We start from the raw sequence: 14,433 nt of genomic DNA, 5'->3' as shown, positions 1-14,433 counted from the left end.
TAGAGCGGACATTAGGGCAGGGTGGCGGCATAGAAAATCCATACGGCATGGAGTTTTAAAACCGCTTCGGAGCCAATCCCCTCCGATCCGGAGCAGCCCGCCGCCACCCGACGCTCGTCGAAACGGTGCTTATCGTCGGCGGATCGGGGGTCTAGGCTGGGTGCAATTTCCCTATCTTGCGGAGTCACCCCGTCCATGCGCAAGGCGCTGATCTTGTCCTCTCTTTCGATCGCAGCATCCATGACATTCGCCCACGCCGCTGAGGCGCAGACCGCGGCGACCGCCGCGGCCAAGCTCAACTATCCGGTCACCGCCAAGGGCGAGGTCGTCGACGAGCAGTTCGGCATCAAGGTGGCCGATCCCTATCGCTGGCTGGAGAATGACGTTCGCGTCGACCCGAAGGTGCGGGAGTGGGTGACCGCCGAGAATGCGGTGACCGACGCCTATCTGGCGAGCCTGCCGGGTCGTGACATCTTCAAGGCGCGGATGGCCGAACTGTTCAATTATGAGCGGTTCGGGCTGCCGGTGAAGAAGGGCAAACGCTATTTCTACGCGCGCAACGACGGGCTGCAGAACCAGTCCGCGCTGTTCGTGCGCGACGGGCTCAACGGTACGCCGCGGCTGCTGATCGATCCCAATCGCTGGGCGACCGACGGCGCCACCGCGGTGGGCGACTGGGTGCCGTCCGACGACGGCAAGCTGCTGCTCTATTCGGTGCAGGATGGCGGCACCGACTGGCGGACGGTCAAGCTGATCGACGTCAACACCGGTAAGGACCTGCCGGACATGCTGGAGTGGGTGAAATTCTCCGGCTTCTCCTGGGCGAAGGATGGATCGGGCTTCTATTATTCGCGCTTCCCGGCGACGAAGGAGGGCGAGAAGTTCCAGGCGCTGAACGAGAACCAGGCGATCTATTTCCACCGGGTCGGCGATCCGCAGAGCGCGGACAGGCTCGTCTATGCGACGCCGGATGCGCCGCGCCGCGGCCATGGCGGCACGGTGAGCGACGACGGCAAATGGCTGGTCGTCACCTCCACCGAGGGCACCGACGATCGCTATGAGATCACGCTGATCGATCTCGCCACGCCCGATGCGAAGCCGCGCACATTGGTGCCGGGGCTGGTCAACAACTGGTCCTATATCGGCAACCAGGGGAGCAAGTTCTTCTGGATCACCAACAAGGATGCGCCGCGGCTGCGGGTGGTGACGCTCGACATCGCCGAGGCGGATCCGAAGCCCATCGAGATCGTCGCCGAGGATAAGGCGACGCTGGATGGCGCCGCGATCATCGGCGGCACCTTGATCGCCAATTATCTGGTCGATGCCCGCACCGAGGTCCGCCAGTTCGCGCTCGACGGCACGCCGAAGCCCAAGCTGGCGTTGCCGGGGATCGGCACCGCGGGCGGCTTCAACGGCAAGGCCGACGATGCCGAGACCTTCTACAGCTTCACCAGCTTCGCGACGCCCACCGCGATCTACCGCTATGATGTGAAGAGCGGAAAATCGAAGCTGTGGGCACAGCCCAAGGTGGCGTTCGATCCGGCCAACTTTACTGTCGAGCAGCGCTTCTACACGTCGAAGGACGGCACCCGCGTGCCCATGTTCCTCGTCCACAGGAAGGGGCTGGACCTGTCTGCGGGCGCGCCGACGCTTCTGTACGGCTATGGCGGGTTCAACATCTCGTTGACCCCCGGCTTCTCGGCGACGCGCCTTGCCTGGATCGAGCAAGGCGGCGTACTCGCAGTCGCCAATCTTCGCGGCGGCGGCGAATATGGCAAGGCGTGGCACGATGCCGGCCGGCTCGCCAACAAGCAGAACGTGTTCGACGATTTCATCGCCGCTGGCGAATATCTGGTGAAGGAAGGCATCACCACCAAGGAGAAGCTGACCATCCAGGGCGGCTCCAACGGCGGTCTGCTGGTCGGCGCGGTGGTCAACCAGCGTCCGGACCTGTTCGCTGCGGCGCTGCCCGCGGTGGGGGTGATGGACATGTTGCGCTTCGACCGCTTCACCGCCGGGCGCTATTGGGTGGACGATTATGGCTATCCCGCGAAGGAGGCCGATTTCAAGGCGCTCTACGCCTATTCGCCCTACCACAACATCAAGGCGGGCACCGACTATCCCGCGATCCTGGTGACCACTGCGGACACCGATGATCGCGTCGTGCCGGGGCACAGCTTCAAATATGCAGCGGCGCTGCAGGCAGCCAACATCGGCGACAAGCCCCATCTGATCCGTATCGAGACGCGCGCGGGCCATGGCAGCGGCAAGCCGACCGACAAGATCATCGAGGAAGCGGCAGACCTGTGGGCCTTCGCGGCGCGGTGGACGGGGATGGTGGTGACGCCGCCGGCGACGGCGGCGGTGAAAGCGGTGCGGTAAGGGGGGCTGCTCCCTCTTCCCCGAGGGGAAGGGGGTTTTCGATCACCATCTGTCGCATGCCTGGGGCAGCTCGTGGCGCGTCGTGGTGCGTCGTGGTATCGGCAGCATTAGCTTCGATATCACCTCATGCCGCCCTCTCCTTCCATCGATCGTCGCTCCCTGCTTATCGGCTCGCTCGGCGGGGCGGTGGCGCTTGCCTTTCCGCGGCTGGCCTTCTCGAAGACCGAGGTTGAGCGCGTCGATGCGCTGATCGGGCGGATGACGGTGGAGGAGAAGGCAGGGCAGATGAGCTGCCTTGCCGACAGCTTCCGGCCGTACAATCCGCCCAATCCTGTGGTAGGCGTGCAGGACAAGGGGCGGCTGTCGGAGATTATCCGCACGTCGGGGGTCGGCTGCCTGTTCAACGGCATCGGCGCCGCCGGCGCGCGTGAGGCGCAGGATCTGGCGGTGAAGGAGAACCGGCTCGGCATCCCGATCCTGTTCGCCGGCGACGTGATCCATGGACTGCGCACGATCTTCCCGGTGCCGCTGGGCGAGGCAGCGAGCTTCGATCCCGAGCTGGCGCAACGCACCGCCCGCGCCGCCGCGCTGGAGGCGACCGCCGCCGGGCTGCATCTCACCTATGCGCCGGTGGTGGACGTCGCGCGCGACGAGCGCTGGGGCCGGGTGGTCGAGGGCGCCGGCGAGGATGTCTATCTTGGGCGGCTGTTCGCCGCCGCCCGCGTGCGCGGCTTTCAGGGCCGCAACCTGCGGCGCGACGACAGCCTGCTCGCCGCACCCAAACATTTCGCCGCCTATGGCGCGGTGCTCGCCGGGCTCGACTATAACAATGTCGACATCTCCGACGAGACGCTGCGCGAAACGCACCTGCCGCCGTTCCGCGCTGCCTTCGATGCCGGCGCGCTTGCGGTGATGTCTGCCTTCACCGAGATCAACGGCATCCCTGCTACCGCCGACCGCGCGCTGATGACCGACCTGCTGCGCGGCGAGATGAAATTCGGCGGCTTCGTCTGTTCGGATTACACCGCCGATGCGGAACTGATCGCGCACGGCTTTGCTGAAGACGAGCGGGATGCTGCGCGCCTTGCCATCCTCGCCGGCGTCGACATGAGCATGCAGAGCGGCATCTACATGCGCTATATTCCGGAACTGGTCGCATCGGGCGCGGTGCCGATGGCGGCGATCGACCTTGCCGTGCGCCGCATCCTCTATGTGAAGACCGCGGCGGGGCTGTTCGACGATCCCTATCGCTCGATCGACGAGAAGAAGGCGGCGGTCCACATCAGCTCGCCCGACAAGATCGCGCTTTCGCGCGAGGCCGGGGCGCGATCGATCGTGCTGCTGCGCAACGATGGCGACATCTTGCCGCTGCGGCGGGAGAGCCAGCGCCGGATCGCGCTGATCGGCCCCTTCGCGAACGATGTCGACAATGTGCTCGGCCCCTGGTCCTTCTACGCGGACACAAAGCTGAACGTCTCGATCGCGGACGGCATCCGTGCGCAGATGACCTATCCCACCCAACTCAATGTCGAGCCGGGATCGGGCATCGAGGCGCCGATCGACGGCGGCATCGAGCGCGCGGTGCAGGCCGCGAAGACCGCGCACATCGTCATCCTCGCAGTCGGCGAGGGCGAGGATATGTCGGGCGAGGCGACCTCGCGCACCGAGATCGTCATCCCGCCCGCGCAGCGCGCCCTGGCCGACGCGGTGGCGGCGGTCGGCCGGCCGATGATCGTGCTGCTGCGCCACGGCCGCGCGCTGGCACTGCAGGGCTCGATCGCCAGCGCCCCGGCGTTGCTCGCGACCTGGTTCCTCGGCAGCCAGTCCGGCAATGCCATTGCCGACGTGCTGTTCGGCACGGTCAATCCCTCGGCGCGGCTGCCGGTGAGCTTCCCCTGGGAATCAGGGCAGGAGCCCTTCTATTATGATCGCAAGTCGACTGGACGGCCGGTGATCCAGAACCAGTCGACCGAGTATAAGACGCGGTTCCGCACCACCGACAACACCGCGATGTTCCCGTTCGGCCACGGCCTCAGCTACACGCGTTTCGAGCTGGTCGACCTGCTGCTCAGCGCCGCCAAGCTGCCGTGGGACGAGAAACTGGTGGTGCGCGCCACGGTGCGCAACATTGGCCAGCGCGCCGGCAGCGAGGTGATCCAGCTCTATATCCGCGATCGCATCGCCAGCCGCACGCGCCCGATCCGCCAGTTGAAAGGCGTGCGCCGGGTGACGCTCGAACCCGGCAGCAGCGCCGAGGTGCGCTTCGAACTGGACCGTGAGGATCTGGAGTTCATCGGATCGGGCAGCCAGCCGGTGACCGAGCCGGGCATGTTCGACATTTGGGTCGGTCAGTCGTCGGTCGGTGGCCTCGCCGGCAGTTTCGAACTGCTGGGGGCGGGGCAGGCCGCGCCGCGCTGAGCGCGCCGGCGCGGCCTGCCCCGCCTTTACCAGAGGACGCCGTTCTCCGCTTCGGGGATCGTCGGCCCCTGCCGCCCGATCGCCTGGAGCAGATCGACCTCGATCATCGTCGTGATGTTGGTCAGCGGCAGATCGTGGATGGTGTTGGCGAAGGGATCGACCAGATCATCGCCGATCTGAAGCACCGCCAGATACATGAACCCCGCCACTGCCGAGCCGATCGGGGTCGCGACACCCAGCGTCTCCACCAGCCCGATCGGCAGCAATATGCAGAACAGCCGGGTGAAGAATTTGGGGAAGGAGCGATATTGCGCTGGCAGCGGCGTGTTTTTCAGCCGCTCCATCCCGCCCTGCGAATTCGCCATGTCGACGAACATGCGCTCGATTTGGGTCTGCTGGATGGTGTCGATCCAGCCGTTGCGGGTCGCCTCGGCCAGGCGCTGGTCCGAACCATCGAGGATGCCGTTGGCGGGGTTGCGCCGGTCGAGCTCGGGAATGTCCCCATCGCCGAGCACGCGGCGCACCTCGGTTGCCGGATCCTGCCGGCGGAGCTGGCGGCGTAGCGCGTGGACATAGGCGATCTGCCGTACGACCAGCTCATGCTTTAGCGCTGTGCCGGCCGCATCGCCGGGCAGGAAGGCCAGCACCGATCGCGTGTAGCTGCGCGACACATTGACCATCAGCCCCCACAGCCCGCGCCCTTCCCACCAGCGCTGGTAGGCCGAATTGACGCGGACGCCGAGGAACAACGCCAGCGCCGTGCCGAACACGGTCAACGGCAGCGCCGGCGCCCTGAACGGCGACAGATAGTAGAAGATGGTGACCGCGACATCCCACACGAACAGCGCGATCAGCGTCTGCCAGGCGAGGTTGTAGGTCAGCCGGATACGCGGCGTACGTCCAACGATCATCGGGGAACAACCCTATCCGATCAGGCCTGCGCTTCTGGCTCTTCGTCGAGCGTCAGCCAGGCATGGCGCAGCGCCACGCAGCCGAGGATGCCGACAGCCTTCAGCAGCATGAGCTGGAGAACGGGGGTAAGGTCGCTGATCGTATACCACAGGAAGAACAGGCCCATGGCGATCGCCGCATAGACGGGCAGCGCTTCGATGTCGTTCCACGCCAACGGCGGTTCGGCCTTGGTACGGGTCGCGGGGGCAGGGGCCGTCATGGCGGAATTCCTTTCGCGTTGTGAGAAGATCGACCGCAGTCGCCCCAAAAGTTGGTGCGATGCACAAGCTGGTCAACCGCGAGTCAAATTTCGCAACCCAGCCTTGCGACGAGGGAAAACGCAGCAAAATTCCGACATTTTTCATACACTCGCGAGAGGCATGGAAAGACTTTAACAAGGTTCGGCAACGCAGAACGTGTTGCGCCGCAGCATTCGCGCACTAGCTCTTCATGCATGCGTGACCGTTTTTCCGAGACGTTGTCGTTCATCCGAATCGCCGAGGCGCGGAGCCTTTCCGTCGCCGCGCGGCGATTGGGGTTGTCGCTTGCGGCGACGAGCAGACGTTTGTCGCAACTCGAAGCGCGCCTTGGCGTGCCGCTGGTCCGGCGCAACAGCCGGCACCTGACACTGACTGAGGAGGGACGCATGTTCTACGAACGCGCCGGCCGGGCGCTATCCGAGATGGAGGATGCCGAACTGGCGGTGATGCGCAGCGCCACCGATGCGGCGGGTGCGCTGCGTGTCGTTACCACCATCGCCTTCGGTCGGCGGCGGCTGGGGCCGCTGCTCCAGCATTATGCGATGCTGCATCCCGAGGTGAAGGTGCATCTGGAAACGACCGAGCAGAATGCCAGCGTGATCGAGGGCGGCTATGATCTGGCGATCTGCTTCGAGCCGCCCGCGGATTCGACGCTGACGATGAAGCGGCTCGCGGACAATCCGCGCGTGATGTGTGCGGCGCCTTCCTATCTCGATCGCCGCGGCCGTCCGCAATCGGTCGCCGATCTCGCGATGCACGATCAGATCGCGGTCGATGCCGGGCACCACAAGCTGTGGCGCCATGTGAAGACGGAGGATGTCACGCCACGCCGCACGCTCAGCACCAATGATGGCGAACTTGCGCGCATCTGGGCGATCGACGGTGCCGGCATCGTCGTGAAGACGCTGTGGGATGTGGCCGAGGATATTGAGGCCGGGCGTCTCGAAAAGGTGCTGCCGGCGCTCTCCCTGCCGAGTTCGCCCATCGTCGCGCTTTACACACCGGCGCAGGGCGATACCGCGAAGGTGCGCAACTGCCTGCGCTTCCTTGCCGAACAGTTGCGCGGCGATCGCGCGCGGCCCGCGGCGGCGGCGAACGATCAGCCCAACATCGCCCGGCTGGGGCGCTGACCATCCGCGCAAGGCCCCGCGATCAGTGCAGGTGGCGCAGCTTGTCCGGGTTGCGCATCACGTAGATCGCGTTGATCCTGCCGTCGGCAATGTCGAGCGCCGTCGTCTGGAGTTCGCCATCGCCCTCGCGCGTCACGAAGCCGGGCAGGCCGTTGATGAGGCCGACGTGGACGAGTTGCGAGCCGTGGCGGGCGAACAGGATCGCCAGCGCCTTGTGCACCTTCATCACATTGGACCGGCCGAGGATCGGCGCGGGTGCCGCCGGGCGCTTGCCGCCGCCATCGGAATGGATGCTGACGTCGGCGGCGAGCATCGCACCCAGCGCCGTCATGTCGCCGCTGCGCGAGGCGGCGAAGAAGGCCTCGGCCAGCTCCAGGCCGTGCCGGCGTTCGATCGCGTGGCGCGGCCGCGCCTCGCGGACATGCGCGCGGGCGCGTGCCGCAAGCTGTCGACACGCCGCGGGGTCGCGCTGGATCGTCGCGGCGACCTCTTCGAAGCCGAGGCCGAACACGTCGTGGAGCAGGAAGGCGGCGCGCTCCAGCGGGGTCAGCCGCTCGAGCGCGAGCAGCAGCGGCAATGTGACGTCCTCATCGGCATCCTCCTCCGTCTCGACGACGGGATCGGGCAGCCAGGGGCCGACATAGGTCTCACGCTGCGCCCGCGCCGATTTGAGCTGGTCGAGGCACAGCCGGGTGACGGTGCGCCGCAGGAAGGCCTCCGGCTCGCGCACCGCCGCGCGGTCCGCCCCCATCCAGCGGATGAAGGCGTCCTGCACGATGTCCTCGGCATCCGCGACCGACCCCAGCATGCGATAGGCGACGCGAATCAAGCGGGGGCGCAGCGGATCGAAGCTCGACGCGGCGTCGTCGGATGCCGGCAGGCTCATGCCGCCGCCCGCGCCTTGGCCGGTTCGATCCACAGCCCGAAGCCCACGGCCAGGCGGTTCCAGCCATTGATGATATTGATCATCAGGGTGAGGTTGACGCGTTCCTCCTCGCTGAACCAGGGCGTCAGCGCCGCATAGGCGGCGTCATGGTCGACGCCTTCGGACAGGCGCGTCAATGCCTCCGTCCAGCCGAGTGCGGCGCGCTCGCGATCGGTGTAGCATGGTGCGTCGCGCCACGCCGAAAGCAGGTAGATGCGCTGCTCGGTTTCGCCCTTCGCGCGGGCTTCCACCGTGTGCATGTTGATGCAGTTGGCACAGCCGTTGATCTGCGAGGCGCGGATCTTGACCAGTTCGATGAGGCTTGCTTCAAGGCTGGCGCCAACAGCGATGGATGTGCCCATCCAGCTCTTCATCAGGGCGGGCGCGGCGGTGAAGGGATCGAGCCTGGAAGTCATGGTTGCGTTCCTTTCGTCGGTTACGCTGCCATGACGAGACGCGATCCGCGGATGTGACATCGCCGTCGAAAAAAAAGGCCGCGGGTGGGCGCGGCGTCAGGGTTCGAACCCTCTCAGCTCGGCCGCCGCCACGTCGAACCCCTTCCACGCCGCGTTCGCAAGCGATCCGCCGACGCTGCAACGGCGCACGCCCAGCGCGGCATAGGCGGGAATGCTGTCGAACCTCTGCACCACGACGTTGACCGGCTTGGGGGCGACTGCCGCGACGAGTTCGGCGACGGCGCCATGATCGAGGATGAAGGGCACGAAAAGGCAATCGGCCCCCGCCTCGGCATAGGCGACGGCGCGGGAAATGCTGTCCGCAGCGCTCATCCCGGGCACGCGGAAATTCTCGCTGCGGCCGATCAGCATCACCGCCGGATCGCTCGCGTCGATCGCCGCGCGCGCCGCCGCGATCCGCTCCGCGGCGTGGCCGGCCTCATACATATGGCTGCCCGACCAGTCCTCGATCGAGATGCCGGCAACGCCGGTCGCTACCGCCAGCGTCACGTTCGCGGCGACGCCTTCGGCGTCGTCGGCGAAGCCATTCTCGAAATCGGCGTTGATCGGCAGGTCGGTCGCTGCGACCAGATCGCCGAGATGCGCGAGCACCGCGTCGCGGCCCAATTCGCCATCCTCCTTGCCCGCCGACCAGGCGGCACCCGCGCTGGTCGAGGCGATCGCCTTGAACCCCAGCGCCGCCAGCCGCTTCGTGCTGCCGACATCCCAGGCATTGGGAATGATGAAGAACCCGCTTTCGTGCAGCGCGCGAAACTGCGCCCTTTTGTCCGCAATCGTCGGCATCCCCTGCTCCTTCGCTTCGTCATCGGCGCGCGTGCCTGCGCACCATAGGGACTGCCTCCGACCGTCGCCAGCGATCATCCCGCCGGCGTCGGTCGGAGGCAGCCAGTTATCAGCTCAGCTTGCAATTCCATCCCGCTCAGCGGGCGGCGGCGACCTGGGTGCCGGCGCGGCTTTTCGCCACTGCCCGGTCACGCTGCGCGGCGACCTCCTGGATCTTCGCGCGGCGGCAGGCGGCGAATTCGGTGCGGCGCTTCAGCGTGTCGGCCGACCAGTTCGCGCAGGCGCGGTCGACCGCGGTGCGGATGCGGCGGTCGAGCAGTGCCACGCCCTGCGCGCTGGACAGGTTGAGGTCGCGATATTCGACACGGATCGGGGCGGCATGGTCCTGCGCGAGCGCGGGGGAGGGCAGCACCGGCAGCGCCGGCGAGGCGATCAGCAGGAGAAGGGTGGAGGCGAGAAACTTCGTCATCGGATCACTCCTTGAAAGATGTTCGTGATGCGCGGCTTTTGGCCGTCCGGCGCCAGAAGCACCAACAAAGCGATGGACGCGATCCGAAAGCTGACCTTATATTTCCCCGATGTCCCGCCTGCCGCCGCTCGCCGCCGTTCGCGTGTTCGAAGCCGCCGCGCGTCATGAGAATTTCAGCCGCGCCGCGGAGGAACTGGCGATGACGCAGGCGGCGGTCAGCTATCAGATGAAATTGCTGGAGGAGCGGCTGGGCGCGCCGCTGTTCGTCCGCCGCGGCAGGGGCATGGCGCTCACCGATCTCGGCCGGCGGATCGCACCGCGGATCACCGACGCGTTCAACGCGATGGGGGAGGCGTTCGCGATCGCCCGCGCGGAAAGCGATACGGTACTCAGCATCACCGCGCCACGCACCTTCGCCACCAACTGGCTGTCGGGCCGGCTGGGCGAGTTCCACATCGCGCACCCTGATCTGGCGGTGCGGCTGGATGTGAGCGACGCGATGGTCGACCTCGCGGCCAGCGAATTCGACGTCGCCATCCGCACGCTGCCGGCGCCACCCACCGAGTTCATCGGCCATTTCCTGATGCGCATGCCGGTGACGCCGCTTGCCAGCCCCGCCTTCCTCGCCCGCCATCGGCTGAACGAGCCGGCGGACCTGCTGCGCACGCCGCGGCTGTCACCCGATGACGAATGGTGGGATCTGTGGTTCGACTCGCTGACCGATCTCGACACCAAGGGGCGCGTCCACACCGGTATCCGCTTCGAATCGCAGGTGCTGGATGGCCATGCCGCGATCGCCGGGCACGGCATCGCCGTGCTGAGCCCGCCGATGTTCCAGACGGCGCTGGAAACGGGGCAACTCGTCCAGCCCTTCGCGCAGTTCGCGACCTATCGGAACGGCTTCTACCTCGTCTACGCCGAGCATAAGCGCAACCTGCCCAAGGTCCGGGCGCTGCGCGACTGGCTGATCGATGCGGTGCGCCGTGCGGCGGGGGACGATCCCTATGGCATGCTGGAACCGATGCCCGCGCGCTGACGCGGCGCGGATCCCGCCTCGCCGATGCTCAGGCGAGATCCTGCCGCTCGATCCATTGCACCGCGAACGCCACCAGCGGCGCCGCTTCCAGCAACAGCGACGGCGCCTTGCCGATCAGCCCCTCGCGCCCGCCGCCGGCCGCGACGAAATCATCGACGATCGTGCCGAAATAATCGTCGGCCAGCTCGATATGGACGGGATCGGCGGTGTCATATTCCTCGGTCATCCGCCATTCGGTGCCCGCCGGCGTCGCGAACGGTACCTCCAGCCGCCGGATCCGCTTGCGCGGAATGTCGGCGAGATGCTCGGCGTGGTGGAGCAGGGTCAGCGTGTCGCGCGGTGCGCCCAGCATCAGCACCTTGGCTTCGGCCTCCACCAGCTTCGCGAAGGGGGAGGCGGGGCCATAGCCATAGTCGATCGCATGGTCGGCGGTGAGCCACGCCGCCCGCGCGCCGCGCGCGACCACGCCGGCGCCGGGATTGGCGCTGCGCATCGTGCCGGGCCAGCCGCGCAGGAATTCGGGGAAGCTGCCATTGTGGCGGATCGCACGGGCGCAGGCCGGATCGAACGGCAATATGCCGGTGCGCCATTCGGCGGGCACCCGGCCGTCCGCATCGGCCAATTCCTCATAATCGGTGTTCCAGTCGGCATAGCCGACCAAGGTGCCCTCGGCGCCCAGCACGTCGAACAGCGCGGCGATCAGCGTGTCCGGCCCCTCGATCATCCGGCCGACACGGCTGACTGCGGCGTGGACCATCACCGTGTCGCCATGCCGCACGCCGATCGCGGCAATGTCCTGAGCCAGCCGCTCGCGGGCGATGAAGTCGGTCATTTCCAGCACCCCAGATATCTGCGCGCATATTTCGGGTCGGGTTCGTGGAGCACGAGGTCAAGTGCCGCCTGCCGTACGCGGGTCGCCTCTGCCTCGTCTTCGGCACGGTCGTGAAGCGCGCGCAGTACCATCTGGATGTCGAGCCGGATCAAGGTGGCATTCTTCTCGCCGGCGCAGGCGACGAAGCGGTCCGCCAGCAGCGCCGCGAGCCGCGCGCGAACCTCGGCCGGTGCCATGCCCAGGCGGGCCAGCGCCTGCAGGATATGGCGGCCGGTCACGAACTGCGGGTCGTGCGTCGCCGTGACCAGTCGGGGCACATCGGCAACGACCGTCGCAACCGCCACCGCAGGTGCGATCCGGGCGAGCAACTGCCCGGCAATCGCACGGGTGCGGTTGTTGCGGTGATCGAGCAGCGCCAGCAATTCGCTCCACACCGCCGGCGCCCATGCCGGCGGCACCTCGGTCAGCGCGCACAGCCGCATGAACGCCGCCCCCTGCACCTCCCGTCCGGCATCGGCAATCGCGTCGAGCAACGCGCGGATGTCAGGCGGTGGCGGCATATGCGCATCATTTCGAAGCCAAGCTACGCTGGCAAGCAGGGCTTGAAGGGCGTGCACCCCGACCATCGGACGTCGGGCGGCGTGTTCTTATGACTCGAACAGCTCGATGATCTCGCCATTGGGCCCCTCCACATGCGCAGCCCGCACGACGAAGGATCGTTGGAACGGCGGCCGCGCCTTGAGGCGGATCGTCGTCGGCCCGTCCCACACGCCGCCTGATCCGTCCTGGATCGGGTGGGGCTTTGCTCCCGCCGCCAGCGCCCGGACGTAGGTCTCTTCCAGGTTAGAAACGCGCAGGCCGATATGGTTGAAACTCGACGCGCGGTCGTCGGGGCGTATGGCGGCGTCAGGCGCGGGGATCAGCTCGAGGATTTGCCCGTCGCCCATGTCGAGATGCGCGCCGCGCAAGGGGTTACGGAAATAGACCTGCCCTTCCCGCATGGCATCGACGCCATCCCAGCGGAACAGAAGGCGGAATCCGAACGCCTGCTCGTAGAATGCGATGGTCTTGTCCATGTCGAAGGCGCGCACATTCACATGGTGAAGGCCCGAACCATGGAGGAGGTGGATATCCCTGCCACTTTCCGAAGCGGGAACCTGCCGTGTTCTGGGCGCGTCCCGCTGAGGGGCGCCATCTGCGGCCTCGACCACCGACGGGCTGACCATCGCAAGCGCCGCAAAGAGATGCGTGATCTGCCTGTTGATGTTTCGATGAGTGCTCATGATCGGAATGCACGCCTTTCGCTGTCAGGAATCCGCTTGCACTCGGGGTTCAATCCGGCCGTGTCGCCTTCGGGCTGCGCGACCGGTTGCCGTGCAAAGGCGCCTGGCATCAGCGCCACCTGCAAGTTCGCGCGTGCAGCCCGACAGGTTACAATGCGCGCCAGAAAACGCGCGAAATCCATCATAAGCTCACCGCCGGTCAACCGCGCCGCTCCGCGCGGCCTAAGTGGGTAAAAGCACGAGGGCTATGACGATCCCGCAGCTGTGACGGCGATCATATCCCTACGAGTTTCCGGGAACTATCCCGGCGCTGCGGCGTCGATACGTCGTCACCTGGGCAGACCGGGTGTGTCACGCATGAGGGAGCCTCATGATGCGCTACGATCACGCCGTCTACATCGGGCGGTTCGAACCACTGCATATCGGCCATCGCGCCGTCCTCGAACGCGCGTTGCGCGAAGCCGAACATGTCATCGTTCTCGTCGGTTCGGCCGGCGCGCCGCGCACCACGCGCAACCCCTGGTCGTTCGCGGAACGGCAGGTGATGATCCGCGAGACGCTGGGCGCAGATGCCGCGCGCGTCACGATCGCGCCGCTGGTCGATCATCTCTACAACGACACCGCCTGGATCGCCGAGGTGCAGGCGCAGGTCATGGCGGCGGGCGGCGACAGCGGCAAGGTCGCGCTGATCGGTCATCTAAAGGATGCCAGTTCCTATTATCTCAAGGCCTTCCCGCAGTGGGACCTGATCGATGCCGCCGCGGTGCCGATGCTGTCGGCCACCGAGATGCGCGGCCATCTGTTCGCGGGTGACGCCGGCGCGCTCGGTCTTCTGGAAGCCAATGTGCCGCCGATGGTGTTCGCGATGCTCGATGCGTTCCGCGCAACCGATGCCTTCGCTGCCCTGCTCGACGAGTATCGCCACCTCCAGACCTATCGCGCGGCGTGGGACGCGGCGCCTTATCCGCCCACCTTCGTTACCGCCGACGCGGTCGTGGTCCATTCCGGCCATGTCCTACTCGTGGCGCGCAAGGCCCAGCCTGGTCGCGGGCTGTGGGCGCTGCCCGGCGGCTTCGTGCGGCAGGGCGAGACGGTGCTGGAGGCGGCGCTACGCGAACTGCGCGAGGAGACCCGGCTGCGATTGCCCGAACCGGTGCTGCGCGGCAGCATCCGCGGCCAGCAGATCTTCGACCATCCCGATCGCTCGGCGCGGGGTCGCACCATTACCCACGCCTTCCACTTCGATTTCCCGTCCGGCGAACTGCCGCCGGTGCGCGGCGGCGACGATGCCGCGCGTGCGCGCTGGGTGCCGGTGGCAGAGGCGCGGCGGATGCGCGATGCCCTTTTCGAGGATCATTTCTTCATCCTCGAACATTTCCTCGGTGCCGCATGATGTGATGCACGGCACTGAAAAGCGCTGCCCGAATCGGCTTTAGGGGCAGCGTTCACCCGAACCCCGAGGGGAGAGACCCCGAGGGTCAATCCGAC

Annotated in this window: 15 protein-coding genes and 1 pseudogene; 6 read left to right on the top strand and 10 right to left on the bottom strand. The window is 66.7% G+C overall.

Annotated elements, in window-relative coordinates; translation table 11 throughout:
* Nucleotides 1-11: 11 nt before the first annotated feature.
* Nucleotides 12-242, bottom strand: a complete 231-nt coding sequence (locus FHS96_RS21560) for a hypothetical protein (protein WP_429596648.1) — start codon at nt 240-242, stop codon at nt 12-14.
* On the opposite strand from FHS96_RS21560, the gene FHS96_RS21555 reads away from it, so the two are divergent.
* Complete coding sequence (locus FHS96_RS21555) at nt 241-2,382, top strand: prolyl oligopeptidase family serine peptidase (RefSeq protein ID WP_429596645.1); 2,142 nt, start codon at nt 241-243, stop codon at nt 2,380-2,382. The genes FHS96_RS21560 and FHS96_RS21555 overlap by 2 nt on opposite strands.
* A gap of 126 nt (nt 2,383-2,508) precedes the next feature.
* Nucleotides 2,509-4,800 (top strand): beta-glucosidase BglX, encoded by a 2,292-nt coding sequence (gene bglX, locus FHS96_RS21550; RefSeq protein ID WP_429596643.1) that lies wholly within the window; start codon nt 2,509-2,511, stop codon nt 4,798-4,800.
* Nucleotides 4,801-4,826: 26 nt separating this feature from the next.
* Here bglX and FHS96_RS21545 read toward each other — a convergent pair whose 3' ends face one another.
* Together FHS96_RS21545 and FHS96_RS21540 are read right to left on the bottom strand one after the other, a co-directional pair.
* The gene (locus FHS96_RS21545) at nt 4,827-5,711 is read right to left on the bottom strand and encodes a bestrophin family protein (protein WP_429596640.1); all 885 of its coding nucleotides are present in this window, start codon (nt 5,709-5,711) and stop codon (nt 4,827-4,829) included.
* 20 nt (nt 5,712-5,731) lie between these two features.
* On the bottom strand, nt 5,732-5,971 hold the full coding sequence (locus FHS96_RS21540; protein ID WP_429596638.1) for a hypothetical protein: 240 nt from the start codon (nt 5,969-5,971) through the stop codon (nt 5,732-5,734).
* 234 nt (nt 5,972-6,205) lie between these two features.
* On the opposite strand from FHS96_RS21540, the pseudogene FHS96_RS21535 reads away from it, so the two are divergent.
* Together FHS96_RS21535 and FHS96_RS21530 are read left to right on the top strand one after the other, a co-directional pair.
* Nucleotides 6,206-6,385: pseudogene (locus FHS96_RS21535) on the top strand (helix-turn-helix domain-containing protein); the annotation flags it as partial.
* 12 nt (nt 6,386-6,397) lie between these two features.
* Entirely contained in the window at nt 6,398-7,141 is a 744-nt protein-coding gene (locus FHS96_RS21530) for a LysR substrate-binding domain-containing protein (RefSeq protein ID WP_429596903.1), read from the top strand.
* 22 nt (nt 7,142-7,163) lie between these two features.
* Here FHS96_RS21530 and FHS96_RS21525 read toward each other — a convergent pair whose 3' ends face one another.
* The 4 genes from FHS96_RS21525 to FHS96_RS21510 all read right to left on the bottom strand — a co-directional run bounded on the left by FHS96_RS21525 (nt 7,164) and on the right by FHS96_RS21510 (nt 9,794).
* A complete protein-coding gene (locus FHS96_RS21525; RefSeq protein ID WP_429596635.1) occupies nt 7,164-8,027 on the bottom strand; it encodes a sigma-70 family RNA polymerase sigma factor in 864 nt (287 codons plus the stop codon).
* Nucleotides 8,024-8,482, bottom strand: coding sequence for a carboxymuconolactone decarboxylase family protein (locus FHS96_RS21520; protein ID WP_429596632.1), 459 nt, complete (start codon nt 8,480-8,482; stop codon nt 8,024-8,026). The genes FHS96_RS21525 and FHS96_RS21520 overlap by 4 nt, the downstream gene beginning before the upstream one ends.
* Before the next feature lie 96 nt (nt 8,483-8,578).
* Nucleotides 8,579-9,325, bottom strand: coding sequence for an isocitrate lyase/PEP mutase family protein (locus FHS96_RS21515; protein WP_429596629.1), 747 nt, complete (start codon nt 9,323-9,325; stop codon nt 8,579-8,581).
* A 136-nt stretch (nt 9,326-9,461) separates the two neighbouring features.
* Entirely contained in the window at nt 9,462-9,794 is a 333-nt protein-coding gene (locus FHS96_RS21510) for a UrcA family protein (protein WP_429596626.1), read from the bottom strand.
* A 109-nt stretch (nt 9,795-9,903) separates the two neighbouring features.
* On the opposite strand from FHS96_RS21510, the gene FHS96_RS21505 reads away from it, so the two are divergent.
* Nucleotides 9,904-10,830, top strand: coding sequence for a LysR substrate-binding domain-containing protein (locus FHS96_RS21505; RefSeq protein WP_429596623.1), 927 nt, complete (start codon nt 9,904-9,906; stop codon nt 10,828-10,830).
* Nucleotides 10,831-10,858: 28 nt separating this feature from the next.
* Here FHS96_RS21505 and aac(3) read toward each other — a convergent pair whose 3' ends face one another.
* The 3 genes from aac(3) to FHS96_RS21490 form a co-directional block, all read right to left on the bottom strand.
* On the bottom strand, nt 10,859-11,662 hold the full coding sequence (aac(3), locus tag FHS96_RS21500) for an aminoglycoside 3-N-acetyltransferase (protein WP_429596620.1): 804 nt from the start codon (nt 11,660-11,662) through the stop codon (nt 10,859-10,861).
* On the bottom strand, nt 11,659-12,222 hold the full coding sequence (locus tag FHS96_RS21495; RefSeq protein ID WP_429596617.1) for a hypothetical protein: 564 nt from the start codon (nt 12,220-12,222) through the stop codon (nt 11,659-11,661). Before FHS96_RS21495 ends, aac(3) begins: the two co-directional genes overlap by 4 nt.
* Before the next feature lie 87 nt (nt 12,223-12,309).
* Complete coding sequence (locus FHS96_RS21490; RefSeq protein ID WP_429596614.1) at nt 12,310-12,945, bottom strand: VOC family protein; 636 nt, start codon at nt 12,943-12,945, stop codon at nt 12,310-12,312.
* A gap of 373 nt (nt 12,946-13,318) precedes the next feature.
* Here FHS96_RS21490 and FHS96_RS21485 point away from each other — a divergent pair, with 373 nt between their 5' ends.
* A complete protein-coding gene (locus FHS96_RS21485) occupies nt 13,319-14,338 on the top strand; it encodes a bifunctional nicotinamide-nucleotide adenylyltransferase/Nudix hydroxylase (RefSeq protein WP_429596611.1) in 1,020 nt (339 codons plus the stop codon).
* Nucleotides 14,339-14,433 lie beyond the last annotated feature (95 nt).

It is taken from the genome of Sphingomonas zeicaulis (assembly GCF_050433225.1).
GTDB classification, from domain to species: domain Bacteria; phylum Pseudomonadota; class Alphaproteobacteria; order Sphingomonadales; family Sphingomonadaceae; genus Sphingomonas_D; species Sphingomonas_D zeicaulis.
Note: the sequence above shows the minus strand (reverse complement) of the source record. Positions and strands in the feature narration are given on the sequence as shown.

Excerpts from the sequence above, each read along its gene's own strand:
- FHS96_RS21555 (WP_429596645.1), top strand. The coding sequence starts at position 241 with ATGACATTCGCCCACGCCGCTGAGGCGCAGACCGCGGCGACCGCCGCG.
- FHS96_RS21560 (WP_429596648.1), bottom strand. The coding sequence starts at position 242 with ATGGATGCTGCGATCGAAAGAGAGGACAAGATCAGCGCCTTGCGCATG.
- bglX (WP_429596643.1), top strand. The coding sequence starts at position 2,509 with ATGCCGCCCTCTCCTTCCATCGATCGTCGCTCCCTGCTTATCGGCTCG.
- FHS96_RS21545 (WP_429596640.1), bottom strand. The coding sequence starts at position 5,711 with ATGATCGTTGGACGTACGCCGCGTATCCGGCTGACCTACAACCTCGCC.
- FHS96_RS21540 (WP_429596638.1), bottom strand. The coding sequence starts at position 5,971 with ATGACGGCCCCTGCCCCCGCGACCCGTACCAAGGCCGAACCGCCGTTG.
- FHS96_RS21530 (WP_429596903.1), top strand. The coding sequence starts at position 6,398 with ATGTTCTACGAACGCGCCGGCCGGGCGCTATCCGAGATGGAGGATGCC.
- FHS96_RS21525 (WP_429596635.1), bottom strand. The coding sequence starts at position 8,027 with ATGAGCCTGCCGGCATCCGACGACGCCGCGTCGAGCTTCGATCCGCTG.
- FHS96_RS21520 (WP_429596632.1), bottom strand. The coding sequence starts at position 8,482 with ATGACTTCCAGGCTCGATCCCTTCACCGCCGCGCCCGCCCTGATGAAG.
- FHS96_RS21515 (WP_429596629.1), bottom strand. The coding sequence starts at position 9,325 with ATGCCGACGATTGCGGACAAAAGGGCGCAGTTTCGCGCGCTGCACGAA.
- FHS96_RS21510 (WP_429596626.1), bottom strand. The coding sequence starts at position 9,794 with ATGACGAAGTTTCTCGCCTCCACCCTTCTCCTGCTGATCGCCTCGCCG.
- FHS96_RS21505 (WP_429596623.1), top strand. The coding sequence starts at position 9,904 with ATGTCCCGCCTGCCGCCGCTCGCCGCCGTTCGCGTGTTCGAAGCCGCC.
- FHS96_RS21495 (WP_429596617.1), bottom strand. The coding sequence starts at position 12,222 with ATGCCGCCACCGCCTGACATCCGCGCGTTGCTCGACGCGATTGCCGAT.
- FHS96_RS21490 (WP_429596614.1), bottom strand. The coding sequence starts at position 12,945 with ATGAGCACTCATCGAAACATCAACAGGCAGATCACGCATCTCTTTGCG.
- FHS96_RS21485 (WP_429596611.1), top strand. The coding sequence starts at position 13,319 with ATGCGCTACGATCACGCCGTCTACATCGGGCGGTTCGAACCACTGCAT.